This is a genomic window from Paenibacillus sp. VMFN-D1, from assembly GCF_003386155.1.
Taxonomy (GTDB): domain Bacteria; phylum Bacillota; class Bacilli; order Paenibacillales; family Paenibacillaceae; genus Paenibacillus_AQ; species Paenibacillus_AQ favisporus.
In genome coordinates this window covers 390,997-416,688 of sequence record NZ_QRDU01000003.1, presented here as the reverse complement: position 1 = coordinate 416,688, position 25,692 = coordinate 390,997, and the positions used below count along the sequence as shown (strand labels likewise).

The 25,692-nt window shown below is 56.1% G+C and carries 18 protein-coding genes; 7 read left to right on the top strand and 11 right to left on the bottom strand.

All coding sequences use genetic code 11. The annotated features are described in order from the left end of the window. The first annotated feature begins 14 nt into the window (after positions 1–14). Together C7820_RS22855 and C7820_RS22850 are read left to right on the top strand one after the other, a co-directional pair. Complete coding sequence (locus C7820_RS22855; RefSeq protein ID WP_076173020.1) at positions 15–848, top strand: carbohydrate ABC transporter permease; 834 nt, start codon at positions 15–17, stop codon at positions 846–848. A 593-nt stretch (positions 849–1,441) separates the two neighbouring features. Continuing rightward, a complete protein-coding gene (locus C7820_RS22850) occupies positions 1,442–2,641 on the top strand; it encodes a multidrug effflux MFS transporter (RefSeq protein WP_258875375.1) in 1,200 nt (399 codons plus the stop codon). Between the two features lie 250 nt (positions 2,642–2,891). On the opposite strand, the gene C7820_RS22845 is transcribed toward C7820_RS22850, so the two are convergent. The 6 genes from C7820_RS22845 to C7820_RS22820 all read right to left on the bottom strand — a co-directional run bounded on the left by C7820_RS22845 (position 2,892) and on the right by C7820_RS22820 (position 9,893). Next, positions 2,892–4,217, bottom strand: a complete 1,326-nt coding sequence (locus C7820_RS22845) for a 6-phospho-beta-glucosidase (RefSeq protein ID WP_116232980.1) — start codon at positions 4,215–4,217, stop codon at positions 2,892–2,894. A gap of 12 nt (positions 4,218–4,229) precedes the next feature. Next, on the bottom strand, positions 4,230–5,219 hold the full coding sequence (locus C7820_RS22840; RefSeq protein WP_116232979.1) for an N-acetylglucosamine kinase: 990 nt from the start codon (positions 5,217–5,219) through the stop codon (positions 4,230–4,232). 70 nt (positions 5,220–5,289) lie between these two features. Next, positions 5,290–6,288, bottom strand: a complete 999-nt coding sequence (locus tag C7820_RS22835) for a LacI family DNA-binding transcriptional regulator (protein ID WP_116232978.1) — start codon at positions 6,286–6,288, stop codon at positions 5,290–5,292. Positions 6,289–6,552: 264 nt separating this feature from the next. Continuing rightward, complete coding sequence (locus tag C7820_RS22830; RefSeq protein WP_116232977.1) at positions 6,553–7,938, bottom strand: ABC transporter substrate-binding protein; 1,386 nt, start codon at positions 7,936–7,938, stop codon at positions 6,553–6,555. A gap of 179 nt (positions 7,939–8,117) precedes the next feature. Further along, on the bottom strand, positions 8,118–9,002 hold the full coding sequence (locus C7820_RS22825) for a carbohydrate ABC transporter permease (protein WP_116232976.1): 885 nt from the start codon (positions 9,000–9,002) through the stop codon (positions 8,118–8,120). Continuing rightward, positions 9,003–9,893, bottom strand: a complete 891-nt coding sequence (locus C7820_RS22820) for a carbohydrate ABC transporter permease (protein WP_251677897.1) — start codon at positions 9,891–9,893, stop codon at positions 9,003–9,005. A 558-nt stretch (positions 9,894–10,451) separates the two neighbouring features. Here C7820_RS22820 and C7820_RS22815 point away from each other — a divergent pair. From C7820_RS22815 to C7820_RS22805, 3 genes are all read left to right on the top strand, one after another. Beyond that, positions 10,452–11,399 (top strand): helix-turn-helix transcriptional regulator, encoded by a 948-nt coding sequence (locus tag C7820_RS22815; protein WP_116232975.1) that lies wholly within the window; start codon positions 10,452–10,454, stop codon positions 11,397–11,399. Positions 11,400–11,548: 149 nt separating this feature from the next. After that, positions 11,549–12,958: an MATE family efflux transporter gene (locus C7820_RS22810; RefSeq protein WP_116232974.1), complete on the top strand. Its 1,410-nt coding sequence runs from the start codon at positions 11,549–11,551 to the stop codon at positions 12,956–12,958. Between the two features lie 189 nt (positions 12,959–13,147). Then, positions 13,148–13,873, top strand: a complete 726-nt coding sequence (locus C7820_RS22805; RefSeq protein ID WP_089549267.1) for a DsbA family oxidoreductase — start codon at positions 13,148–13,150, stop codon at positions 13,871–13,873. Between the two features lie 153 nt (positions 13,874–14,026). On the opposite strand, the gene C7820_RS22800 is transcribed toward C7820_RS22805, so the two are convergent. Next, positions 14,027–15,082, bottom strand: a complete 1,056-nt coding sequence (locus C7820_RS22800) for a serine hydrolase domain-containing protein (protein ID WP_076173009.1) — start codon at positions 15,080–15,082, stop codon at positions 14,027–14,029. Positions 15,083–15,333: 251 nt separating this feature from the next. On the opposite strand from C7820_RS22800, the gene C7820_RS22795 reads away from it, so the two are divergent. Beyond that, a complete protein-coding gene (locus C7820_RS22795; RefSeq protein WP_258875355.1) occupies positions 15,334–17,718 on the top strand; it encodes an Ig-like domain-containing protein in 2,385 nt (794 codons plus the stop codon). Positions 17,719–17,833: 115 nt separating this feature from the next. Here C7820_RS22795 and uvrA read toward each other — a convergent pair whose 3' ends face one another. From uvrA to C7820_RS33540, 4 genes are all read right to left on the bottom strand, one after another. Beyond that, entirely contained in the window at positions 17,834–20,377 is a 2,544-nt protein-coding gene (gene uvrA / locus C7820_RS22790) for an excinuclease ABC subunit UvrA (RefSeq protein WP_116232973.1), read from the bottom strand. A gap of 302 nt (positions 20,378–20,679) precedes the next feature. After that, on the bottom strand, positions 20,680–22,470 hold the full coding sequence (locus C7820_RS22785; RefSeq protein WP_116232972.1) for a hypothetical protein: 1,791 nt from the start codon (positions 22,468–22,470) through the stop codon (positions 20,680–20,682). Between the two features lie 15 nt (positions 22,471–22,485). Beyond that, entirely contained in the window at positions 22,486–23,421 is a 936-nt protein-coding gene (locus tag C7820_RS22780) for a hypothetical protein (protein WP_116232971.1), read from the bottom strand. Continuing rightward, complete coding sequence (locus tag C7820_RS33540; RefSeq protein WP_163880163.1) at positions 23,414–23,563, bottom strand: hypothetical protein; 150 nt, start codon at positions 23,561–23,563, stop codon at positions 23,414–23,416. Before C7820_RS33540 ends, C7820_RS22780 begins: the two co-directional genes overlap by 8 nt. Positions 23,564–23,905: 342 nt before the next feature. Between C7820_RS33540 and C7820_RS22775 the strand changes: the two genes are divergently transcribed. After that, positions 23,906–25,690: a vWA domain-containing protein gene (locus tag C7820_RS22775; RefSeq protein WP_116232970.1), complete on the top strand. Its 1,785-nt coding sequence runs from the start codon at positions 23,906–23,908 to the stop codon at positions 25,688–25,690. Positions 25,691–25,692: the final 2 nt, after the last annotated feature.

Below are 25,692 nucleotides of genomic sequence, written 5' to 3'. Positions count from 1 at the left end.
AAGGAGGAGAACGCATGCAGACCAGAGGACTACGTTTGTCCACCGTCCTGCTTCATATTATATTGCTGATCGGCGCGTGCATTATGGCACTGCCGTTTGTATGGATGCTGCTCAGCTCGCTCAAGGATCTGTCCCAAGTTTTTATCGTGCCGCCCAAATGGATCCCCGATCCGTTCGTGTGGTCCAACTTCAAAACCTCGTTAACGGCTTTGCCCTTCGGAAGGGCGTATTTCAACAGCTTCTATATCAACATCATCGTCGTTGCTTCGCAGCTGTTTACCTGCTCGATGGCGGCTTACGCGTTTGCCAAGATCCGCTTCCCCTTCCGGGAGCCCCTCTTCGTCCTGTTTCTGGCGACGATGATGGTGCCGGGGCAAGTCACGATCATTCCCCTGTATTTGATGATGAAAAGCATCGGCTGGCTCGACTCGCATTTGTCGATCATTGTGCCTGCCGCGCTGTTTAACGCCTTCGGCGTGTTTCTGCTGCGCCAGTTTTTCAGAGGCATTCCGAAGGAGATGGAGGAGGCCGCCATCGTGGACGGCGCCAACCGCTGGACGATTTATGCGCGGATCATGCTGCCCCTGGTGAAGCCGGCTTTGTCGGCGCTCGGCATTTTCACGTTCCTCGGCATGTGGAACAGCTTCTTCTATCCGCTCATTTTCCTGAACACTCCCGAAAAATTCACCGTCCCGATGATGCTGAACCTGTACCGCGGCATGTACTCTACGGACTGGACGCTCATGATGGCCGGCGCCTCGATTGCGCTGATTCCGGTGCTGATTGTGTATATTATCGGTCAACGGTATATCATCGAGGGCGTAACGCTGTCCGGGATTAAGGGTTAACGGGTTGTGTCCATGTTTGGAGATAAGAAAGCATTCACTTCCCAGGCAAACATCCTTATCTCGCAAGAAAAACTTCCGCTAAACGCGGTCTGTCTTCTTGGAAAGTACGTCGATAAACGCTTTTCTTTAGAATAAGAAAGCATAAGTAAGGAACCTCAGGCTTCCTTATTCGCAAGAAAAACTTCTGCTAAACGCGGTCTGTCTTCTAGAAAGTACGTCGATAAACGTTTTTCTTATAAGCAAGTCGCCGCAGCGTGGCCAAATTTCTTTGGCCAGGCTGTTTTTCTTTGTAGACGCAAGCTGCCAAAAAGGCGGGGTGACCGAGCGCCAAGGAAATGGGGATAGCGGTATGGGGAGAACGATGCTTCTTGGAAATATAGGCAAGCTGCTCATTTTGCGGGGGAAATATGATACTCTAACTTTAGTTCAATCTATCTAGTGAAGAGAATTCACTTTATAAAGGCCATGCATCGGAGCAGGGAAAACAGAGGGGGAACAAGATAGAACTTATGAATAAACGTTCACATACGGATGCGAAGGAGGGCGGCTCTGCGGGCGCAGCTGCTTCCGGACCGGGCGCGAACCGGGTCTGGATGATTATTGTGCTGGGGGCGCTGTCGGCCTTCGGTCCGTTTTCGCTTGATATGTATTTGCCTTCTTTGCCGGAAATGGCCAAGTCGATGCACACGACGGCCTCGCTGACCCAGCTCAGCTTGACGTCCTGCCTCATCGGGCTTGCGGTAGGCCAGCTGCTGGCGGGGCCAATCAGCGATGTGAGGGGACGCCGCACGCCGCTGATGATCGGGATGGTAGTGTACGGAGTTTCGTCGCTGCTGTGCGCCTTCAGCCCGTCGATTGAGCTGCTGATTCTGCTGCGGTTTATCCAGGGCATTGCCGGCTCGGCGGGCATTGTCATTTCAAGAGCGATCGTCCGGGACATGTATTCCGGGAGCGAGCTGACCAAGTTTTTCTCCATGCTGATGCTGGTGAACGGGGCGGCGCCGATTCTGTCGCCGATCCTGGGCGGGCAGCTGCTTCAGGTGACCTCGTGGCGCGGCGTATTTATCGTGCTGACCGCCATCGGGGTCGCCATGCTGCTGGCCGTCATGCTCGGGCTGCCGGAAACGCTGGCGCCCGGCAACCGCTCCGGCGGCGGGACGCTGGGCACGGTGAAGACGTTCGGCAAGCTGCTGCGCGACGGCAAGTTCATGGGCCTGGCGCTCAGCTCGGGCTTCATATCGGCCGCGATGTTTGCTTACATTTCCGGCTCGCCGTTCGTGCTGCAGGAAATCTACGGGGTATCTCCGCAAATGTTCAGCGTGATCTTCGCCACGAACGGGCTCGGCATCATTATCGCGGGGCAGATCACCGGGCGGTTGGCCGGACGCGTCAGCGAGAAAAAGCTGCTCGTGACCGGCATTACCTTGGCGACGATCGGCGGCGTGCTGCTGCTGATCCTGCTCGCCGCGGGGGTGGGCCTTGCGGCGATCCTGCCGCCGCTGTTTGTGGTCGTATCCTGCGTCGGCATCGTCGGAACCGCAGGTTCCTCGCTGGCTCTGCAGGATTACGGCCGCTCGGCAGGCAGCGCCTCGGCGCTGCTCGGGCTGCTCTCCTACATCTTCGGCGGGATCGTCAGCCCGCTCGTAGGCATCGGCGGCAGTACCTCGGCCCTGCCGATGGGCATCGTCATCGCCTGCGCGGACGTCGGAGCCGTGCTGTGCTACGTGCTGCTGGTGCGCCGGCACACGCGTGCCAGCCAAGCCGGCTCGACGGACGCTTCGGCAGGGGTGTGACGCCAGGGAGCCGCGGGTGGCCCGGCCGGAAGGCGGCCACCAGGCCGCTGGGCCTGCAGCCTGCGCAGCGTAGAGGCGGCTGACGCGGGCGCGAACTGAAAAAACCTTGAACGGGAACGTACCGTTCAAGGTTTTTTTGTGTGCTTTGCAGCGGCAGTACTGCCAATTGCATTTATTTTCGGGGAAAAGGGGGGGGTTCTTAGACAAGGCGTCACGAACATCCGCTCACCCTTGAGACCATCCCTTTGCCTCAGGGATGAGCCGGTGTTTTCCCGAAAAACTGCGGCAAGTATTCTTTGTTGGCCTCCAGCATCTCATCCAGCATCTTGATGGCTACTTCGACCGACGGTACAAGCGGGTGATGGGCCAGCGCCTGGATCGCCAGCCCGCGGTCACCGGTGACCGCAGCGTCGATGGCGAGCTGCTCATAGGTTTTGACGGCCTGGATCAGGCCGACGGCCATCCGCGGGATGCGCGTCACAGGCAGCGGGAGCGGCCCGTTCTTCGTTACGACGCAGTTGACCTCAATGCTGGCATCCTCGGGCAGGAACGGCAGCGTCCCGCGGTTGGCCACGTTCAGCGTCTGGATGTCATTGGTGCCGTTATAGAGCGACCGCATCAGGTTGACGGCGGCTTCGGAGTAGAAGGCGCCGCCGCGCTGTTCCAGCTGCTTCGGCTTCTCTTTCAGATCCGGGTCGCTGTAGAGCTCGAACAGCTCCTCTTCGACCCGCTTCACGACCTCGGCGCGGTTGATGCCCTGATGGAAGGACTCGAGCTGCTCCTCCAGCATCGCGTCCGTCATGTAAAAATATTTTAAATAATAGGAGGGCAGGGCACGCAGCGACTGCAGGAACTCAGGGTTCCATTCGCGGGCCGGTACGTTCGAAGCGCTGTAGCCAGCGGTATCGGCGAGCAGTTCATCGAGTTTGTCTTCGCCCTCGACATCGACGCGGGTGGCCCAGTGAAGATGATTCAGACCCACAAACTCAGCGTAGACCCGGTCAGGAGCGACCTGGTATTTGGCGGAAGTTTGCTTGATCAGGCCGATGGGCGCGTTGCATAACCCGATGCTGCGGACGTTGGAATACTTCAAGATGGCTTCGGTGACCATGCCGGCCGGATTGGTAAAGTTAAGCAGCCAGGCGTTTGGCGCCAGCTCCTCCATATCCCGGCAAATATCGAGCAGGACCGGGATCGTGCGCAGCGCCTTCATCATGCCGCCGGGGCCGGTCGTTTCCTGACCGATGACCCCGTACTTGAGCGGGATCGATTCGTCGCGTCCCCGGGCGTCCAGCATGCCTACGCGCATTTGGGTGCTGACGAAGTCGGCGCCTTCGATCGCTTTGCGGCGGTCGGTGGTCAGATGCACTTCGATCGGCAGTCCGGACTTCTCGACCATCCGCTTCGCCAGGCTGCCGACGATGTTCAGCTTCCGGAGACCTGGCTCGATATCGACGAGCCACAGCTCGCGGACCGGAAGCTCACGGTGATGCAGGATAAACCCTTCCACCAGCTCCGGCGTATATGAGGAGCCCCCGCCGATCACTGCTATTTTCAACCCCTGTTTTGAAGTCATGATCCTTCACTCCTATCGGGTAGTTTGGTGAATATGTTCAAAATCGCGAAACAGCCGCATCTGCTCATAGACCTGTTCCGGAATCGTTAGACCGTCCGCCTCCATGGCCGCCCACACGGCGCCGACGACCGGCTCCGTCGCGAGCGTCACGACCGAGGCCGCTGGTGCAACGGCTCGAACGGCTTGCTCTATCGGGCCGCGGATCCAACCGCGGTCACCCCGCGTCAGCAGGCTGCCGGCAAGCACCACATCAAATGTCTCGTTCTCCATACCGAGCCTGCGGATGACGGCAGCGGCCGATTTGCCGAGCTCCACGCCCTGGCGGTTCAAAATTTCCAGCGCCACCGCATCTTGGCCGGCAGCTGCTGCAAACAGCAGGCGTGCGGCGTCTACGGGCACGCTGCGCTGGTTGTCGTAGAAATCGTCGAACATCTCACCGACGGTATCGTAGCCCAGCAGGGACAACAGCAGTTCCGTCAGCTGCGTCGGCTGCTCGCGTCCGTCCCAGGCGCGGATGACGGAGCGGAACACCTCGATGTTCAAAGCTCCGCCTCCGCCAAAATCGCCGTACATGTAATCGAAGCCGCCGCACTGCACATGCTCGCCTTGCGGATTCCGGCCGGCAGCATTGGTGCCCGTGCCGCAGATGAGGGCGACCCCGTACGGCCGCTTCGTCCCGGCCCGGAGGCCGATGACGGTATCACAATCGACCGAATAATCCGTGAAGCCCATATTTCGGATCATGGGATGCAGGATCCGGTAATCCGGCTCACGGTCGGCTCCCGCCAGGCCGAAGAAGGTGTGGCGGATGTCCGCAAGCTGCAGCCCGGCGTCGGTGATGGCACCGAAAGCGGCGCTCCGGATGCTCTCGGCGGCAACGGTGGCGTCAATTTGGTGATTTCCGTTGCCGCTCTGGCCTTTGCCGAGCACTTGCCCCTGTTCGTCGGTGAGCAGGGCATAGGTTTTGGTGCCTCCCCCGTCGATTCCCAAATAATAAGCCAATAGTCGTCACTCCTATATGATCAATTCATGCTTTTGCATTACATGATGATCCGGAGCCGGGTAATTAAAGTCAGGCTCGACGCCCAGGAACGGACGACTCCCGGACGATGAGCTCCGGATCGATTTTCAAGTTGGCTCCGCGCTTCATCGTACCGTCGATCCGCTTCAGCAGCATGTCGGCTGCGGCGATGCCGATCCGGTCTGCCGGCTGGCGTACCGTCGTCAGATACGGATGAAGCTGGGAGGATATTGTCTGGTCGTCATAGCCAACGACGGCTACCTGGCCGGGCACCTGAACGCCCGCTTCCATCAGCGCGTTCACCACGCCGAGGGCGATATTGTCGTCGCCGGCGAAGACCGCTTGCGGAAGCTGCCCTTCCTTCAGCCACCGTACGGCCGTTTCATAGCCGAACCCGATTTCAAAGTCTCCATTTACGATTTCAAAGGGGGCAAGCCCCCGCTCTGACAGCGCCTGCATAAATCCGTCGCGTCTCTCCCGGGTACTTCGGAACATCTCCTGTCCGCACAAGTGGGCGATAGACGTATATCCGTTATCGAGCAGATGGCTTGCTGCCGCATAGCCGCCCTTGAAGTTGTCGATTGTCACCGAGAAATTGTCGTTTTCCGGCTTCTGATTGTCGATCAGTACGTATGGAATACCGCGTTTTTTTAATTCCACAATATAGTTGTCTTCTTCCATGGGGGAGAGCAGAATGAGCCCGTCCACCCGGTCTTCCTGAATCAGGTAATGGCTCTCGTCTGAACCGATGCCCGTCGATACCGAAATGGCCAGATAGTAGCCGTGAAGCGCGAACACTTCGTTCAGCTCTTTGACAACGGCATCGAAGAAGGAATCCTGCAAGGTCGTTACAATAAGGCCGATGATGCCGGTTTTTCCGCGGGCAAGGCTCCGGGCAGCGGCGTTCGGGTGGTATCCCAGCTCTTTGATCGCATCGAGCACTTTCTGCCGGTTTTTTTCCCGGACGGTTTCGGCCCCGTTCAACACACGGGATACCGTTACGACGGACAGTCCTGATTTTTTGGCAACGTCAAAAATACTTACTTTCATCTCTCATTTCTCCTCGGGCAGATTTTTCCGAACCTATAAACTTATCCCTAGTATACATGGACGGAAGTCTGTCCGCGAAGCATGGGATGGCATAAACCGGATACCGCCCCGCAGAGGACGGCATCCGATCGCCGATACGCCGTAAAAAGGTATACCGAATTGAATCGAATATCTACATTATAAAGTTATGGCCCGCTCCACCGAGGAGGACATTTTTACGATGGAAGGGGAAATTTCTCTATTCATGTTCCACAAACGTTCCGTTTACCGCTTGATGATCTCCTGCAGCTTCTTCTGGATCGTCGGCATGACCTCTTCCACCGTCTTGTGCCCGCTCTCGATCGGCTGCATCTCGTTAATGAACATGTCGTTGATTTGCGAGTAGTTCGTGATCAGGTGGTTATAGGACTCAAAGCCGTATTTAATGGCGCCTTCGTATACGTTCTTAATATCCTGCGGGTCGACGCCCTCAAAATGTTGGTAATAAGCTTCTGCTGCCTGCGTGTTGACCGGCGGATTGCCTCCGCTGAGCTCGATGGATTTCTCCTGCACATCGGCGGTGACCAGATACTTGATCCATTCAAAAGCTTCCTTCGGATGCTTGGAACCTTTCAGGATCATGAGCGGATCGACGTACAGCGTGCTGCGAACCTTGTCGTTACCGCCCCAAGGCACGGCCGCTACGCCCACTTTGAACGGAAAATCGTTGGCCCCGGCCAGGTTCCACGAACCACCGACGGACATGCCGATTTTGCCGGCGACGAAGGGATCACCGTTCTGACCGGCGACACTCTTGCTCCACTCGGTCGTCGGGGAGACCTTCTCTTTGAAAATCAAACCGAACAGCTTGTTATACGCCGCCATCACTTCAGGCGAATCGAAATGGGTAGCGGAAGGAACGCCGCCGTTGGTCCAGGTGTCTTCCGAATAAGGCTCGGCCCCGAAGTAGAGAGGGCGGTTATCGCGCTCAGCCCAGGTAAAGTCCACGCCGTACTGGGTTTTGGCGATGTCGTCCGAAATAACGGTCATCTTCTTGGCGTCTTCGACCATTTTATCGAACGTCCAGCTCTTGTCCTCATAATCGCTTGGCGGATAAGGCACCTTCGCCGCGTCGAACATATCCTTGTTGTAGAGCATCAGCGTGACATACATATTGACCGGAATGCCGTAAGTACGGTCCTTTACCTTGTAGATGCTCATCAGGTTGTCCGGAATGCCGTAATCCCCCGCCTTGAAGCCGTCCTCCTGGATGATGTCCGTCAGATCCAGCAGCATATCCTTGTTGTAATATTCGGCAAATCCGCCGTAGCCGTAATGGCTGGTGACGTCCGGGGACTTGCCGCCGGCGATCAGCGTCTGCAGCTTGCTGTCAAACTGCTCGTAAGGCGCCTTTTCGACCTTGACCTTAATATTCGGGTGCTTCGCTTCAAAGTCGGGAATCAGTTTCTCGACGAACGTGCGGTCCTCCGAGTCGATCGTGTAGTGGGTAATCGTCACTGTTCCGCCTTTATCGCCCCCTGCGGAGCTCTCGCCTCCGGAAACCACATCGCCCGCCGATTTGCCGCCGCTGCAGCCGGACAGCGCGGCGGCAACCAGCATTAGCGTCGTCAAAAGAAGGGCAAAACCTGATCTTTTCCTGTTCTTGTTCATGAACCGATACCTCCATTGCCTTCATGTAATGGGTGCTGCTGCTGTCTGAACTTGTTGAAGTAAAAGCCGGCTTGCTAGTCTGTGGGGAAGGTTCTTGCAGCATGCCGGCCTCGACGTCATCCCGGATGGCACTTGAGGATAACCGCCGGGACGACGGGTCTTCCAATAGATCCGTGCCATTACTTGATCCCGGTGAGCACGATGCCCTCGACGAACCGCTTCTGGGCTATGGCGAACAGCGTCACGATCGGCAGCATGGCCAGCACGGAGGCGACCATCAGCAGGTGCCACGGCGGAATCCGGAAGCGGGATGACGTCAGGGATGCCATACCGACCGGCAGCGTGAATTTCTCGGTGGAGCTCAGGTACAGCACCGGCGTCAGCAGATCGTTCCAGCTGTAGATGAAGGCGAAGATCGCCACAGTGGCGAGCGCCGGACCCGAAAGCGGGAGGGCGATTTGGCGCCACATGCGAAACTCGCTGCAGCCGTCGATGCGCCCGGCGTCGAACAGCTCTTCAGGGAGCGTCGAGAAGAATTGGCGCAGCAGGAAGATGTTGTACGCTGAGCCGAAGAACGCCGGGACGATCAGCGGCAGGAACGTGTCGATCCAGTTCAGCTTCGAGAAGAGGATGAACTGGGGAATCATGATGGCCGGGTAGGGCAGCATCATCGTGCTCAGCATGAGCAGGAACCACGTGTTGCTCCCCTTGCCGCGGTATCTGGCAAAGCCGTAGGCCGCGAGCGCCGAGGAGAGCAGCGTTCCGATGACGGTAAGAACGCCGATAATCAGGCTGTTCATGTACATCGTGCCGAAGGAGAGGGTATCGAAAATCTCCTTGTAATTGCTCCACTGCCAGCTTTCCGGCAGGAAGGTCGGCGGGAACTTCAGCATTTCCTTCTTCGACTTCAGCGACGTCGATACCATGAAGAACAGAGGCAGCAGCATCAGAAAGGTAGTAACGACCAGCGCAATAAAGCTGACAATGCCTACGGGATCAGTGCTGCGCCGCCGCTTGGGGACGGCGTTGTCCGCGTGCGGTCCGGCGGCCGGAAAGGTACTCATCTAGCGTTTGCCTCCTTCGTAGTGAACGTATCGGTTCGACAGCTTCATCACGAGCGCGGTAAAAAGCATGACGACGACGAGCAGCACCCAGGCCAAGGCGGAGGAATAGCCGGCGCGGTACTCTTTAAAGGCGCTGGTGTACAGGTTGTAGACATAGAACCAGGTGGAGTAGTTCGGGCCGCCCTGGGTCATGACAAAAGCTTGGGTAAACACCTGGAAGGAATCGATCATGCCCATAATCAGCTGGAACAGCAGTACAGGCGAGATCATCGGCAGGGTGACATGGAGAAAAACTTTGAAGCGTCCCGCCCCGTCCAGCTTGGCGGCTTCCACGAGGCTCGCCGGAACGCCCTGCAGTCCCGCCAGAAAGAGGATCATGCCCGAGCCCGCCGTCCAGAAGGACATGATCATCAAGGCGTATAGAGCCGTGTCCGGGTTCATGAGCCAGGACGGACCTTTGATGCCGAACCAGGAGAGCATGTAGTTGAACAGCCCGATCTGCGGGTTGAAAATCCAGTACCAGAGCAGCGACATCGCCACGCCGGATACCATGCTCGGGAAATACATCGCGGTCCGGAAAAATCCGCGCAGCGGGATTTTCTGGTTCAGCAGCAGGGCGAATCCAAGGGCCAGCAGCAGCTGGATCGGCACACTGATGAGCGTATACCTCAGCGTCACAGTGACGGATTTCCAGAACAGATCATTGCCGAACATCTCCGCATAATTGGCCAGGCCGATAAATTGGGGCGGGTGAATGATGTCGTAGTCCGTGAAGCTGTAATAAAGCGAGGACAAGATGGGATACAGGGCAAAAACCAGAAAGCCGATGAGCCAGGGGGAAATAAACAGATACATGTACAGCGTCTGCCGCCTGCTTTCGCGATGGGTCACGGGTGCATCAACCTTTCTCACAAAGTTTATAAAAGTTTAAACGCTTTAACTTATGGGACAAATTAAACCCTAAATATTTATAAATAATAGCGGGGTATAATTTCGAAAGTTAAAGTGCTTTAACTTTTGTCTTCTGCCTGTTGCCATTATCATAGTGGATGGTCTGCAAATAATCAATACTAAATTTCAGACTTGTAAGCGTTACCTGTTATAAAAGGTTACATTCGACATGGAAATCTTCATGATTTCAAGCAAAAAATCGGGTTTATGCCGGTTAGCGACGTGACTTTCGGATTGAGAAAAGACATGTTTCACTTTATTAGCCCTGCCCAAGACCACAGTCTCCATTGTTGCGAAGTAATGTGTTATGAAATATAACATTAATATAACGAAAACATGGGCAGCCTTTATATGATCCTGGCGGGGTACGAGGAATCGGGGATGCGCCGATGTTTTGGGCAGATTCCTATAGTCGTTTATAATAATGACAAGGTTTGTCACCGACCATATTTGTTTTCGATAGTGTGTATCGCCAAATCCAGTAACGGGAGTGCCGACATGTCCAAATCCAAAAGACTGCTCGACCTGATGATGACGATTAACCGGATGCGCCGCTTCAAAGTCAAGGAGCTGGCCGACGAATTCGGGGTGTCCACCCGGACGATCCTAAGGGACCTGCAGGAGCTGAGCGAGCTCGGCGTCCCTTTATATTCGGAAGTGGGGCCACATGGCGGCTACCAGGTGCTGAAGGAACGGATCCTGCCCCCGATCGCCTTTACGGAGGAAGAGGCGGTGGCGATTTTTTTCGCGGTGCACGGTCTCCGGCATTATGTCCATATCCCGTTTGAGACGGAGAGCTCGTCCGCGCTCCAGAAATTCTACCACTACATGCCTGGGGATGTGCGCGACCGGATCGACCGGATGAAGAACCGGGTCGACTTTATTACCCCGTCCCGGCGGGCGGGTGCGCCCCATTTGTCCGTGCTGCTGGACGGCGCCGTGAACCAGAAGGTGCTGCGCATCGTTTATGAATCCCGCGGCAGCAGCTCGGTTCGGCAAATCCAGCCGATCGGCATCTATGCCAGCCAGGGACTGTGGTACTGCCCGGCGTACTGCTTCCAGCGTGAGGACTTCCGCCTGTTCCGCTGCGACCGGATTACGGACGCTGCCGAGGATACAACCGGCCTTGAAGCGGTCGACCTCAGCCATGTGCATCTTGGGAACCGGAAGTCATTTCACGGGGAGGACGCGGCGGAGCTTCGCTGCTATGCGGAACTGACCCCGGAAGGCGTGGAACGGTGTGAGGGAGAATTGTGGCTGGAGTCCAAGCTGCATATCCGCGAGGATGGGACCGGCTGGGTGGACGGAATGATTCCGGAGCATGACCTTTCGTTTTACGCCCAATTTTTTATCGGCTTGGGAACGAATGTGACCGTGAAAGAGCCTCAGGCACTGGTCGGTCTGATCCGCGAAAAACTCGCTGAACTGCTGTCCCGGTACGAATAATGGTCATTTTTAGGGAAGTAAGGGCTTACCAAAAAAAGAATATTAAATTTTCAGTGTTTTTCTGTTAAATGTCATGTATTTTCATGAAAACTGTGCTAACATACCTTTGTTTCAAAGAATACGATTGAAAGAAAGGTGAATTCTGACTCATGACCGCAACTGTTGAAGAGCCTTCTGCACGGTCAGAAAAACGGCTCAGTCTTGTCCGCCTCACCTGGCCTATATTTCTCGAATTGTTCCTGTTCATGCTGATGGGCAGTGTCGATACATTGATGCTCAGTTCGGTTTCCGACAATGCCGTCTCCGGCGTCGGCGCCGCCAACCAAATTATTTCCATCGCCATCCTCGTGCTGGAGGTGATCGGCAGCGGGGCGGCGATCGTGGTGGCCCAGTACCTGGGCTCCAAGAAGCTCAGCGACGCGGCGCAGGTGACCGGAAATGCAATCACGCTGAACCTGGCCGTAGGGGTGCTCCTAAGCGTTATTTTTCTCGCCTTCGGCGGAATGATGCTGCGCCTGCTTAACGTCACCGGGGAAATTTACGGGTACGCCCAGTCTTACATCCAGATCGTCGGAGGCGGCATTTTTCTGCAGGCGCTCATTAACGCCCTTGCCGCAACGATCCGGACCCACGGGTTCACCAAAGAAACGATGGTCGTGTCGCTTCTGATGAACATCATTCACGTGGCAGGGAACTACGCTCTGATCTTCGGGCATTTCGGCCTGCCGGCGCTGGGCGTACAGGGGGCGGCGATCTCGACGGTATTCAGCCGCTTGGTCTGCCTGCTGATCTTCTTTTGGCTGCTGTACCGGGTCATGGAAGTGCACGTGGAATGGCGTTATTACATCCGTCTGTCGAAGAAATTTGTGCTTAAAATTTTGAATGTCGGCATTCCGTCGGCTCTGGAAAGCATCGTATACCAAATGTGCCAGCTGACCTTCACGCTGTACGTCACCTACCTTGGGGCAGAAGCGATGGCCACCCGGCAGTATGCCGTGAACATCTCGATGTACATCTATTTGTTCAGCATGGCGATCGGCATGGGCACGGCCATTATGGTCGGCCATTACGTCGGTGAAAGACGCAACCAGGACGCCTACACCCGGGTGTTCCAGAGCGTGAAGTGGGCGCTGGCCGCCACGATCGTCATCGACTTGATCATTATCCTGTTCCGCGTTCCGCTGATGGGCTTGTTTACGGACGATGCACTCATTATCAAAATGGGGGCGCAGGTCATCCTGCTCAGCATCGTGCTGGAGACCGGCCGCACCGTCAACATCGTCATCATCAACTCGCTGCGGGCTTCGGGAGACGCCAAGTTCCCGGTCTACATGGGGCTGTTGTCTATGGTATGCATGTCTCTGCCGCTGGGATACTTCCTCATATTCAAGCTTCACATGGGCCTTGCCGGCGTGTGGCTCGCCATTGCCGCGGACGAATGGGCTCGTGCCGTCATCATGTATTTCCGCTGGCGGAGCCGGGCGTGGGAGAAGCACGCGCTGATCGAACCGCAGGACGGACCGGAGGCCGTGCCGGCAACAGTGCCGACGACGGGTTAACACGAGAAGTTAACCCGGCTGGATATACGGGAGATCGGCGCAGGCAGGTTGCGCGCTCCCGGTAATCACGATATAATGTACCTGATGCAGTTACAGCTGAGTGACTGCTTTTCTTTTGACTCTTACTGTGATGGAAAAAGTATCAGTTTACCAAGCAAAGAACATCACCCGAAAAGGAGAGGTTTGCATATGAAAATCGAAGTATGGTCGGACTTTGCCTGTCCGTTCTGCTATATCGGAAAGCGCCGTTTTGAGGCGGCCCTCGAGCCGTTCGCGCACAAGGATGAAGTCGAGGTTGTGTTCCGCAGCTTCGAGCTGGACCCGGGTGCACCGAAAGACAACGACAAGGACATTCACAGCATCCTGGCCTCCAAGTACGGCATGAGCTGGGAGCAGGCCAAGGCGGCTAACGACAATATGACCGAGCAGGCCAAGACGGTGGGACTCACGTACAATTTCGATACGCTGGTCCCGACCAATACGTTTGACGCGCATCGTCTGACGCAGTGGGCCGGGGAGTTCGGCAAGAAGTATGAGATGACGGAACGGCTGTTCAAGGCGTACTTCACCGATTCGGAACATTTGGGAGACCGTGCGGTATTGGCGCGCTTGGCCGGCGAAATCGGGCTGGACGCCTCTGCGGCAGCCTCCATGCTGGAGAGCGATGCTTACACGAACGATGTCCGCAAGGACGAGGGAGATGCGGGACGACTCGGCATCAACGGCGTGCCGTTCTTCGTCATCAACCAGAAATACGGCATTTCCGGCGCTCAGCCGACTCAGGTGTTTGCCGAAGCGCTGGACAATATCTGGAAAGAGGAGCATCCGCTGACGCTGCTGGGGAACAGCGCTGACGGAGATGACCTCTCCTGCACGGACGGGTCCTGCCAGGTGCCGACGGATAAAAAGGCGTAAACGCTGCGCTCGCCGCAAGGCGCCTGGAATTGAATAAAGGCTGTTAGCAGAAGAAAGGCTGCCTACAACCGGGGCTTACGAGCAATCCGGGAGGCAGCCTTTTTGGCTGTATATTTTATAAGGATGTTTTACATGAGGATGCGGTTTGACCGGTTAATAGACCGTTTTGGTCAGCTGCTTGAACAGCTGGAAGCCGATCTCGTCCACATGCCGTTTCTGCGGCCTCATCATGGACAGCATTTTCATCGCAAAGCTGCCGTTGTTGGACAGCACGACGACCGCCGTGTTTTTTTCCATGTGAAAGCCCAGGAAGCTGCTTGAGCCGTACGTACCGCCGTTATGCCAGTGAATACGGTCGTGATAGATGCCGGTTTTGACCATCCATCCGAGACTGACGTCCTCGCCGCGGCGCACCCGGTGGCGGGGTTTCTGCCCGTCGCGAAGCGCGGCCGTGATTGGGGCGGAGCCCATGCCGACGTTCGCTTTGGCAAATTGGAGCAGATCATGCGCCGTGGAACGCAAGCCTCCCGCGCCGGCGAGAACGCCCAGATCCCAATGGGGAACCGGCTTGCCGTTGGCCGTATACACCGGGAGGAGACGGGATTGCTGCTCATCGTTCAGTTCAAAGAGCGTGTCCTCCATAAATAACGGACCGCAGATCTCTTCCCGCATAAGCTGTTCCAGACTCCGGCCGGTGCAGCGGCTCAAGATAAGCCCAAGCAGGCCTACGCCCAAATTGGAATACTCGAAGCTTCCGCTCGACGAAGGTCTGGTTTTCAGCAGGTCCTGCAGCAGATGCTGCTCGGTATAGTTTTGGTACGGGTTCAGTTTGTCGGTCACGGTCTGCTTGAGACCGGCCGGCAGCCGGGGGAGTCCGGAGGTATGCGTGGCGAGCTGTTCCAGCGTGATGGCGCCGACTTTGGCGTTAGAGGCAATTTCAGGTATGTATTGGCCTACGGTATCCTTCAGCTGCAGTTTGCCCTGACGCTGCAGGATACACAGAAGTGAGGTCGTAAAAACTTTCGTTACGGATGCGATTTCATAGATGGCTGATGCGTAATCGAAGCCCGGAGGTTGTCCCCAGCCGGTGTAAAAATGGTCCCCGTTCTCCAGAATGCCGATGGTGACGCTCAGCGGGTTTCTTTCCCCGTAATGCTCCTGCACCAGGTAGTTGGCTTCTTCAATGATTTCATGGTCAGGAATGATCATGCGCTTATGGCACCTCCTATCTTAATTAGACGCCATAACCCCCGTACAGGTTTCGCTATAAGGTTTACCAATTAGAGGATTACCCCTTTTTAGCGTGCGTGACGCACAAATTTCAGAATCAAACGGCGGTTTTTATCAAAAAATTGCAGAAAATCTCCAAAAAACTAACATTTTTGGCTGGACTGACCGATATGGGAGGTAGGGTCTTTTTTTGTTTCTACTCAAAATAAGGGAATTGGAGGGAATTTACATTGCGAATCAGATTAAAAAGGGTACTGGTCATGTCCCTGGTTATGGTGCTGTGCATGGCCTATGCCGGAACGACCTGGGCCGCCACGGCGGAATTGACCAAGCTGGTTTTGTCCAAAAATGAGCTTACCCTTGAAATCGGCGATACGGCGAAAGTAACCGCGACGGGTGTATATTCGGATAATTCAACGGCAGATTTGACGGTAAAGGCGAGCTGGAGCAGCTCGAACAACGTAGTTGCCACCATATATAACGGTACCGTAACCGCGAAGAGCGAAGGTACGACAACGGTAACAGCTGTATTCGGGGACGTGTCCGAATCGGTGTCGGTGACCGTAACGAAGAAGGTCAAGGCGCTTACGAAAGATGTGCAGAGTCTGGATCTGAAGCTGGGGGACAAGCCCCAGATCAAGCTGACCGCAACCTATACAGACAACAATACGGAGGAAGTTTCCGGCAAAGCGGACTGGTCGACGGATAACGCCAGCGTGGCGACGGTCGTGAACGGAACGGTGACGCCGGTGGGTCCGGGTACGGCTACGCTGACGGCGGTGTACGGCAAGCAGACCGTAACGATTCCGGTGAGCGTAGAAGTCGTGAAGCGGCTTGATGCGGACCCTGCGCAGGTGTCCATGCTGCTGAGCGAGAAGACGCCGGTTCAAGTGACGCTGAAAGCGACCTATCCGGACGGCACAACCAAGGATAACGTTGCGGCCGACGCGGAATGGACGTCGAGCAACGAAGGCGTGGCGGATGTCATCAAGGGGCAGATTACTCCTTACGGTCCGGGAACCGCGACGATTACGGCGAAGTACGGCACGAAAACGGCAACGATTCAGGTCGATGTCGACAAGACGATCCGCCTGAAGGCGGACAAGCAGGATATTTTCCTTCATGCAGGGGACTCCACCACACAGCCGATCAAGGTTGAAGCGGTGTATCCGGACAAGGATCCGGTGGACATTACAGGAGATGCTGTATGGTCTTCCAGCGACGAGAAGGTCGCTTATGTGAACAAAGGCGTTATTACGGCCATCGCGCCGGGTGCAGTGATTATTACCGCCAAATACGGGGACAAGAGCGTGGCCATTAATGTCGACGTCGACGTGCCGCGCCACCTCGATCTGGTCGAGAAGGTTGCACTGAGCCTGACGGGTGAGAAGACGAAACAGCTGGACCTGATCGCTACCTATGCGAACGGGGAAACCGAGAAGGTTCAGAGCAAAGCCGTGTGGAAATCCAGCAATGAGGACGTCGTTTTTGTCAGCGGCGGGAATTTGACGGCTTTCAAAAAAGGGGAATCCAAAGTCAGTGCCACCTACGGCGGAGTGACGGTAACGACATCGGTAGCGGTCGACATGCCGCTCAGCATCTCGCTGCCGGTGAAGAAGCTGTCCCTGAAGGTGGACGCCACCTACCAGGCGAGCATCGTGCTGGATTATGGTGCGGACCGGGCGGCCGAGACGATCTCGTCCAAGGACAAGGTAGAATGGAGCACAAACAAAAAGGATATTGCCGACATCGATGAAAATGGACTCATCACCGGCGTGGCGACAGGAACCGCGACGATTACGGCCAAGTACGAAGGCAAATCCTACACGATGACCGTGGAAGTCGGATTGGTCAGCGACCTGAAAACGTCGGATACGCTCGTGATCATGTCCGCCGGTGATAAGAAGCAGCTGACCTTGACCGCGAAGGATGCGACGGGTACGGTGGTGGATGTGACCAAGGAAGCGTCCTGGAAGTCGAGCAGCTCCACGGTTGCCGGGGTAGACAATAATGGCCTGGTATCCGGCCTGAAGAGCGGGAAAGCCAACATTACCGCTGAGTACGGCGGACAGAAAGTAACGATCCCGGTGGAAGTCGACGTCATCTCCGCCATTGAGGCGAGCGAGACCGCAGTATCGCTGAAGACGGCAGGCAAAGCCAAGGATAAAACGGCCACCGTCAAGCTGGAAGTGACGTTCAGCGACGGCAGCACCAAGGACGTGACGTCCAAGGCGGAATGGAAAACCGGAAACTATAAAGTAGCATCGGTCAGCGACGGTGTCATTACCGCTGCTGCTTACGGCAAAACGACCGTGACGGCCAAATACGGCAACAAGACGGTCCGAATTCCGGTCGAAGTGGATACGCTGAAATATTTGCAGACTGACAAGGTGAGCGTGACGCTGAATGTCGGCGACAAGCTGACGCTGGCGGCCACGGCGACCTACATGGACGGAACCGATGTGGACGTCTCTAAGCCGGCCCTTTGGAAGTCCTCCAAAATTTTGACGGCGACGGTGAAGGACGGCCAGATCACCGCTAACGGCAAAGGGAAAGCGACGATCACGGTCAGCTTCGGCGGCAAATCGACCAAGGTGGTCGTGACGGTACAATAGAACATAAGCGGATCAAAGCGATCCGAATATGAAGAATCACCCACAGTCTATGTGACTGAGGGTGATTTTTTTTGGCTGCGCAAGCTGCAGGAGCCATGGTGATTGGGAAGCACGATCAGCGAGACAGATGCTCGGCCAGATAGCGGCCTGTATATGAGGCCTGAACGGCCGCCACATCTTCCGGCGTACCGTGCGCGACCAACTTCCCTCCGGCATCCCCGCCTTCGGGTCCAAAATCGGCGATCCAGTCGGATGCGGCGATCAGATCGAGATGGTGCTCGATCACCATGACCGTGTTGCCGGCGTCCACGAGCCGGTTCAACAGACGACACAGATGCCGGACATCACTGGGATGAAGCCCGGTCGTGGGCTCATCCAGCAAGTACAAGGTATGCCCTCTGGCTTTTTTACCTAGCTCCTTCGCCAGCTTGATCCGCTGGGCTTCTCCGCCCGACAGCGTCGTCGTGGGCTGCCCCAGCTGCAGGTAGCCGAGCCCCACTTCACCCAGCAGGTTCAGCATATCGGCTATTACCGGCTCCTCAAAGAGGGCGGCATTCTCCAGGACGGTCAGGTTCAGAATGTCCGAAATGTTAAAGCCCTTGTACTGAACAGCAAGCACATTCTCTTTGAATCGTTTTCCCAGGCAAACGGGGCAGCGTACCTCCACATTCGGCAGAAAGTGCATATCCAGCTGCAGGGTGCCCATGCCGCGGCATTTCTCGCATCGGCCGCCCGGTGTGTTAAAGGAGAAGTGCTTGGGACTCAGCCGTTGTTTTCGGGCCTCGGGCAGCTCCGCGAATAGGCTGCGGATCGGGGTAAACAGGTCGGTGTAGGTCGCGATATTGGATCGCGAAATTTTCCCGACCGGGGCTTGGTCGACGGCGATGACCTTGTCGATAAGCTCCAGGCCGGTGATGCGTTCGTATGGGCCTGGCATATTGCCGGACAAACGAAGATGGGATTTTGCCGCAGGCTCGAGGATATCGAACAGAAGAGTGGATTTGCCCGAACCTGAAACCCCCGTCACTGTAATCAGGCATCCGAGCGGAAAGCTGACGGTCAGCTGCTTCAGGTTATGGGCGGAAGCCTGCTCGATCGTAAGCTTGCTGCCGCTGCCCGCTCTCCGCGTAACCGGAGGGCCGGCGATGTCCACCTCCCGCAAATACCGCCCGGTGGCGGATTCGGGGATCGCTTTCAACTGTTCGAGCGTTCCGGTGCCGACGACGGTCCCGCCTTCTTTTCCGGAGCCGGGGCCAATCTCGATCAAATGGTCCGCGGACTTCATTACCTCGGTATCATGTTCGATGACCAGCACAGTATTTCCTAAATCGCGGAGCCGCTTCAGCACATGGATCAGCTTGTGGGTATCCCGCGGATGGAGCCCGGCCGTTGGCTCGTCCAGTACGTACAATACGCCGGTGAGGCCCGATCCGAGCAGCGAAGCGAGCCGGAGCCGCTGGGCTTCCCCGCCGGACAACGTGCTCGCCTTCCGGTCCAGCGACAAATATTCGAGCCCGACGTCGATCAGCCGCTGGATACGGTCCGCCAACCCGTTGAAAATGGGCTTCCATACGGCCAGGCTTTCGCCTGGCAGCTCCTGTTTCAACTGCTTGAGCCAGGCATAGAGCGGGAGAAGGGTGTAAGAAGCCGCCTCGATGATAGTCGTACCCCTAATGGTAACGAGCCGGCCCTCTCTCCCCAATCGCGATCCCTGGCAATCGGGGCAGGTCTGCTTCATAAAGTACGGGTCCCATTTTTTAGAGCCCGATTCTTCCGGATCCCCGTCATGTTCCCTGTACTTGCGCAGCAAATGGGTGATCAAGCCTTCAAAATTGCCCTTGCCCACGGTTTTGGGAGGCTTAACGCCGGGGAAATGGCGTTGGAACTGCTCACTGGCTGCGCCGTAGAGCAGCATGTCGCGTGCGATCGCGCCATAATCGCGGATGGGCAGGTGCGGCTCGTACGGAAAGCCGTAATGTTTAGATGCCGCTAACATCACGTCCGCATAGTATTCGCGAACCCAGCCGTCCCAGAGCGTTACGCCTCCTTCCAAGATACTGCGGTCTTCCTGCAAAAGCCGGTCCACGGCAATATCGGTCACGATGCCGATTCCTGTGCAGATCGGGCAGGCTCCTTCAGGTTTGTTGAAGGAGAAGTGGGCCATCGTCAGCTTCGGGATCGAGGCATGGCAGTGCGGGCAGGGCATATGCTTAGGCTCCTCAATCGCATCTTCCGATGGTTCAAGAACTTCTTCGGATACCGCTGGACTGTCTTCGAAGACGGGGTGAATGCTTTGACCGCAAGATGGACATACCCGCACGCCAAGCTTGGCGTACAGCACACGCAGGTACGTATAGATCTCCGTAACGGTCCCGACGGTGGACCGGGGGTTCCTGTTGGTCACATGCTGGCTGACGCTGATGGAAGGGGACAGGCCGCGGATGGAATCCACCCGCGGTTTGCTGATGAAATCCGTCACCATCCCCATGGACTCCATGTACTGCCGTTGGCATTCCTTTTGCAGCGTATCCATTGCGAGCGACGATTTGCCCGACCCGGACAAGCCCGTCAGTACGACCAGCTTGCGTTTGGGAATGCGGAGCGAAATATTCTTCAGGTTATGCTCCCGGGCCCCTTCGATTTCAATATATTCATCCACGAATCCATCCCTCTCTTTCATTTTGCGATACGGTACCTTGGATGGTTTTAGAATAATTCATATATACGACAAAAGATGACGTAATTGGAAAGATGGCATTGTAAAAAAGGCCTCTCGCCGAAGCGGAAGCCTTTTAATGTTCATGAACGATCCTAATAACTATGCCAGGAACGATGCATGCACGATATTTTTTTCGAAATTGGTCTTTGGCCTGTTTTCGTCTCCATCGGACAAGACCTTGCAGGGCTATGCCTTGTTGGAAGTTGGAAGTTGGAAGTTGGAAGCAGCCGAACTTCCCGAATCTACTCCAGCCGCTCCACGTCTACGATCGGTACGTTCACAGGCTCGACGTTTTGATCACCGCCCGGGTACATCTCCTCGGACTCGTTATAAGTTCCGATGACGGTCACGCTGCCCTCGGTGAATTGGAAATTGCCCCTCAGTTTGATATACGAGCCTTCCATTTCCGCAAGCGCCTCGCCTTGGCCGCCTTGGACGATATAGATGGTAAAGCGAACCTTTTCTCCCGGATGCGACGGCAGATCGGTCGCTACGATATCCGTAAAGTCCTGCTGGAAGCCCGCAAACTCATAGGCATCGCCGCGCCGCTCATATATCGCCTCCGGTGCCGTGCCTCCGACAGCGTCCATCCCGCCGGCTACACTGCCTCCGCCGATCTCCGGATTCGTCACCAGGAGCGACTTGTCCGATTGAACGCTGTAGCCGTCCGCGCTGAATTGGAACAGCTGGACTATGCCGTTCTCCCGGACCTCATAAGCGGCATACAGCGCCTTCCGGGTCGTTGAGTCCGCCTCGACGAGAATGACTGGTGTGCCGCCCGTGCTGAGCGACGGTTCGATGGAGACTTTCCGGATGGCAGCTCCCTGCGGGAAATCATGGCTGCTGTAACCCTGCACTGTCTCATCGCTGTTCATCCGGGTGAAATAGACGGTGTTGCTGCCGTCCGTCCCGATGGCATAGGCTTTACCGCCGAAGCGATCCGCTCCTCCGCTGACGAAGTCGTAGGAGGGGGAGGGATCGGCGCTTTGCAGCAGGCGGACCGGATCGTGAACCGTCCAGGCCAGCTGGGCCGCCTTGATCTTGTCTTCCGTATCCTCGTAGCCGGATAAGGCCTGATAAATCGCGATCGCCTCTTCATACTTATGGTTCTTCACTTTGCGGTCTGCGCCCTTCAGCCAGGTGCCGATTTGCCGGGTGATGTAATCCTGGACAGCGGACTGCTTCATGCCGGCACCGGCCATGTAGGCGGTGTACATCTTGGCGTGGGCGGCAAAGTTTGCCGCCTGGTCTTCCTGCACATCCTTTGTGAGCAGGGTGCGGGCGAGGGAGTCGGCCTTTTCTTTTACCCAATTCGTCTTAAAGCTGCGGCTCTTGTATTCGGTCATCATGGACAGCGACCAGTCCAGCATGTTCTGATACTGCCCGGCACCCGCCATGCGGGCCATCAGGGCCTCGTCATACGATTGAAATTTTCCGCTTAACTGCTTGCTTTTGGCTTCCGCACCGCCGTAAAATTCCGCCGGAATGGCCAGCAGATTCCATTTAAAGGCGTTGTCGTTAACGTCCCCCTGGGCCAACTGATCCTTCGCCTGCTGGTAAAAGAGGGATTGGAACTGCTTGAAGTCCTTGGTCAGATCGTCCGAAATGCCGGACATGGCGGAGATCTTCGGATAGTAGGCGGCCAGCGGCTGGCTCGCAGCCATATACTCCTTCTTGGCGGCAACCAAGTCGGCGTACATGTTCATAAGCCCGTCAAAATCCCGGTTTCGGGCAGCAGTTTCCGCGCGCCGATCCAGACGGGACAGCGACTGTCTCATGGAGGTGATCGGCTCAAGCTCTTTCAGCCGGGAGGCGATCAGATCTTCCTTATAGCGTATGGACCGGTTTGCGGCAGCTTTTTGGTACCATTCCTCTGCATGGATCAGATCTTTCCGGTCGTAGTACTGACCCGCTGTGGCGACCCAATCGATCTTCCGGTTCATGTCATAACCCTTGACTCCGATCAGGACCAAAACCGCGGCGCAGAGCAAAATATACAAATTACGCAGGGTTAGCGCGTTTTTCATCGTCATATCTTTATGGCCTCTTTATTCCCATTTTTGAAAATCGGGGTCCCAGCGGTATTTTTCATTATAAATGGCGGATACCTCGTCGCGGAGACCGTCCCAGGACTGGTCCGGATTACGCCGCACGATCTGGTACAGGCGCAAAAACCGCTCCCGCGGCAGGCCGCGCGCGTAGCGCCGGATGAAATCAGGATACATATCCACGTACTTCTTCATCCGTACCGCAGCACCGGCCGCCGCCGTCATAATGCTGGCGCCCTGCTTCATTTGCAGGATGTAACGCTCATGAATGAGCAGATAACGAATGGCGCTGGCCTTGATCAGCTCGCGTTTGACCTTGGCGATTTCGCCGATATAAGCGGCCAGATCGGAATCGAAGTCCTCGATCAGCAGCGGCTCCAGCTCGAGATCCATATCTTTGCGCAGCACGAACGACTGGAGCAGCACGATTTGCTGCAGCCGGATCCGGTCATTATGCACGATGGTGGCAATCTCCCGCAGAATCTCGTATCCGATCTGCTCGTCATCCTTAATGGCGGCTGAGGCGGTGGACAGGTTCAAATAGATGCCTTCCAGGATCAGACGCTGGCTGCCGTGGAGCAGCTTGTCCAGCTGGCGGCGCGTCTCGGACGGCAGCATGCGCCGCTGAAGCAGCCACAGCAGCACCGTCAGCAGGATGCCCCCGCCCAGGCAGACGGCAATCTGCAGGAATGTCTGGCTTAGCAGCACGGCCACCAGCGTCAGCAGAAGGGCGGCAAGCCTTTCCGTCTGCATCGACCGCTTGGCGTTAATCGCCGCCTGGTCCATGACTGGGATCAGCGCGTGACGGCCGCAGTTGGCGCAAGTGTCTTCCCAAAGGACGGTAAAATGATGGCAATGTTTGCAAACTCTTAACTTTTGATAGGCATATCTCGTTCTATAATAAGGGCGCAGACGTACCGGCTTCTTCTTAACCATGGCGGTCTCCCGGGTTGGCGATGGTGAGCAGCGTTTCGTCCAGCTCTTCCGGAAGCGGCGCGGTCTTCTGGCGTCTGAAATAATTGACGGATTTGATCAAAACAAAAAGAAACAAAACGGCGAGACATCCGTAAGCAATCATATCAATATTCCTTTCTATCGGATGGATAATTATGCAAGTTGATAGTTAGGTCCTAATGCCTACACTCCGCGGAGCTCCTGTAAACATTGAACTTTGGCAGGTATAATTATATCATAATGTTATAGATTGGGATATTTTAGCGCTCGGCATGGAAGTTTCTACTGAATATGGAATGAAACTAGAAACGTCGCTTCACGTTTTTTTATCGTTTCTTAAGGAATATTTAAGACTTTTTGCCTAGAGTTAATAATGGCACTCTTACGGCTAGGAAAGGTCGAATTTTGCGGAATGCTGGCCTCGAATATTGGAAACCGAAGACTAATGTTATGAAGGAGAAACGCTATGCTTTTAAAAAATAAATGGACGCTGTGCCTGCTGGCCGGGGTACTGCTGCTCGTGTCATGGTGCGGCTTCCTGCCGCCGGTATCGGCTGCCGGGCAGCCGTCATCCCAGATTGACGCTGTACTGGTGATGGATGCCAGTAATTCGATGAAGGCGAGCGATCCGAACCGGATCAGCGGCGAGGCGATGAAGATGTTCATCGACATGCTGTCCGCCCAAGGGGACAAGGTCGGAATCGTCTCCTATACGGACAAGATCCAGCGGGAGAAGGCGCTGCTTGAAATCCAGTCCGCGGCGGACAAGGAAGATTTGAAGCAGTTCATCGACCAGCTTGACCGCGGCGCCTATACCGACATTTCGGTCGGCGTGGATGAAGCGGTGAAGGTGCTGAAACAGGGCATGGACAAGAGCCACGAGCCGATGATCGTCGTCCTGGCGGACGGCAACAACGAGCTCGACCCGAAATCGGGCAAGACGGAGCAACAGGCCGACCAGCAGCTGAGTACCGCGGTGCAGGAGGCGAAGCAGGCAGGCATCCCGATCTATACGATCGGGCTGAATGCCGACGGCAAGCTGAACAAGGCCGCCCTGGCGGATCTGGCCAGCCAGACCGGGGCCAAATCGTTTTCCACCAGCTCGGCGGATGATTTGCCGCAAATTTTGAGCGAAATTTTCGCCAGCCACCAGAAGCTGAAGATCGTTCCGGTGCAGTCGATCACCGCGAACGGCAGCTATCAGGAAGTGACCATCAGCGTTCCGAACGCGAACGTGCTGGAAGCGAACATTTCGATGATGTCCGGAAGCCCGGTTGACGTGAAATTGACCGATCCTGCCGGGACGGCTCAGACCATTCCTTCGGCCAACGTGCTGAGCTCCAAGTCGAAGACGTACTCCCTGATCAAGCTGCTGAAGCCTAAGCAGGGCGACTGGAAGCTTCAGGTGAAGGGCGTTCCGAAGGACAAAATCGACATCAATCTCGTCTTTAACTATGATTTGGACCTGACGATGGATCCGCTGCCGTCCAAATCGGTGAAGCCGGGTGACACGATAGAGATCAAGGCGTATCTGGTCAGCAGCGGCCAGAAGCTTCAGGATCAGGCGCTGTACGGCAGCATGGCCGCCAAGCTTCTGGTGAAGGACCTCGATACGGGCAAGACCGAGGAAGTTAAGCTGACGAACCAAGGAGACCATTTCGAGGGTTCTTACCAAATTCCCGCCAAGCACCAGTACGAACTGAAGGTGCGTGCGGAAGACCAAAGCTTCTACCGCGAAACCCAGCCGGTGACCGTCAGCGCAAAGCCGGCGTCATCGGGTACAGGGGCCGGGGCGGCCGGCGTAGGAGCGTCCAAAGATAAACCGTTCCCTACCATGCTCGTCGTGATCGGGATTATTGCCCTTCTGATCATCGCTGCCGCGGCGTATTTCATTTTAAATGCCGTGAAGAAAGCGAATCGGGGCTTTGTCGGGCAGATGGTCATCGAGATTCGCGACGAGAACACCGGGGAGAAGACGTACCCGCAATATAAGAAGCTGACCTCATTCCGGGGCAAGTTCAACCTGCACCAGCTGCTGCAGCTGGCGCCGGAACTGAAGGAAACCGACAAAATCATGTTTACGCCGGGCAAGAACGACCGCCTGGTGCTGAAAAATGCCTCGCCTTGCACGATTGAGCGGTCCGGCCGCGTGCTGGATGCTTCCGCCGGCGTGGAGCTGAAGAGCGGAGACCGCTTGAGCGTGTCTCTGCAGCAGATTGACAAAACGATACAATTTGAATATTTGGTGTAACG

What these genes read in the sequence shown, in the direction of transcription:
- C7820_RS22855 (WP_076173020.1), top strand. Translation starts at nt 15, where the DNA reads ATGCAGACCAGAGGACTACGTTTGTCCACCGTCCTGCTTCATATTATA.
- C7820_RS22850 (WP_258875375.1), top strand. Translation starts at nt 1,442, where the DNA reads ATGATTATTGTGCTGGGGGCGCTGTCGGCCTTCGGTCCGTTTTCGCTT.
- C7820_RS22845 (WP_116232980.1), bottom strand. Translation starts at nt 4,217, where the DNA reads ATGACTTCAAAACAGGGGTTGAAAATAGCAGTGATCGGCGGGGGCTCC.
- C7820_RS22835 (WP_116232978.1), bottom strand. Translation starts at nt 6,288, where the DNA reads ATGAAAGTAAGTATTTTTGACGTTGCCAAAAAATCAGGACTGTCCGTC.
- C7820_RS22830 (WP_116232977.1), bottom strand. Translation starts at nt 7,938, where the DNA reads ATGAACAAGAACAGGAAAAGATCAGGTTTTGCCCTTCTTTTGACGACG.
- C7820_RS22825 (WP_116232976.1), bottom strand. Translation starts at nt 9,002, where the DNA reads ATGAGTACCTTTCCGGCCGCCGGACCGCACGCGGACAACGCCGTCCCC.
- C7820_RS22815 (WP_116232975.1), top strand. Translation starts at nt 10,452, where the DNA reads ATGTCCAAATCCAAAAGACTGCTCGACCTGATGATGACGATTAACCGG.
- C7820_RS22810 (WP_116232974.1), top strand. Translation starts at nt 11,549, where the DNA reads ATGACCGCAACTGTTGAAGAGCCTTCTGCACGGTCAGAAAAACGGCTC.
- C7820_RS22805 (WP_089549267.1), top strand. Translation starts at nt 13,148, where the DNA reads ATGAAAATCGAAGTATGGTCGGACTTTGCCTGTCCGTTCTGCTATATC.
- C7820_RS22800 (WP_076173009.1), bottom strand. Translation starts at nt 15,082, where the DNA reads ATGATCATTCCTGACCATGAAATCATTGAAGAAGCCAACTACCTGGTG.
- C7820_RS22785 (WP_116232972.1), bottom strand. Translation starts at nt 22,470, where the DNA reads ATGACGATGAAAAACGCGCTAACCCTGCGTAATTTGTATATTTTGCTC.
- C7820_RS22780 (WP_116232971.1), bottom strand. Translation starts at nt 23,421, where the DNA reads ATGGTTAAGAAGAAGCCGGTACGTCTGCGCCCTTATTATAGAACGAGA.
- C7820_RS33540 (WP_163880163.1), bottom strand. Translation starts at nt 23,563, where the DNA reads ATGATTGCTTACGGATGTCTCGCCGTTTTGTTTCTTTTTGTTTTGATC.
- C7820_RS22775 (WP_116232970.1), top strand. Translation starts at nt 23,906, where the DNA reads ATGCTTTTAAAAAATAAATGGACGCTGTGCCTGCTGGCCGGGGTACTG.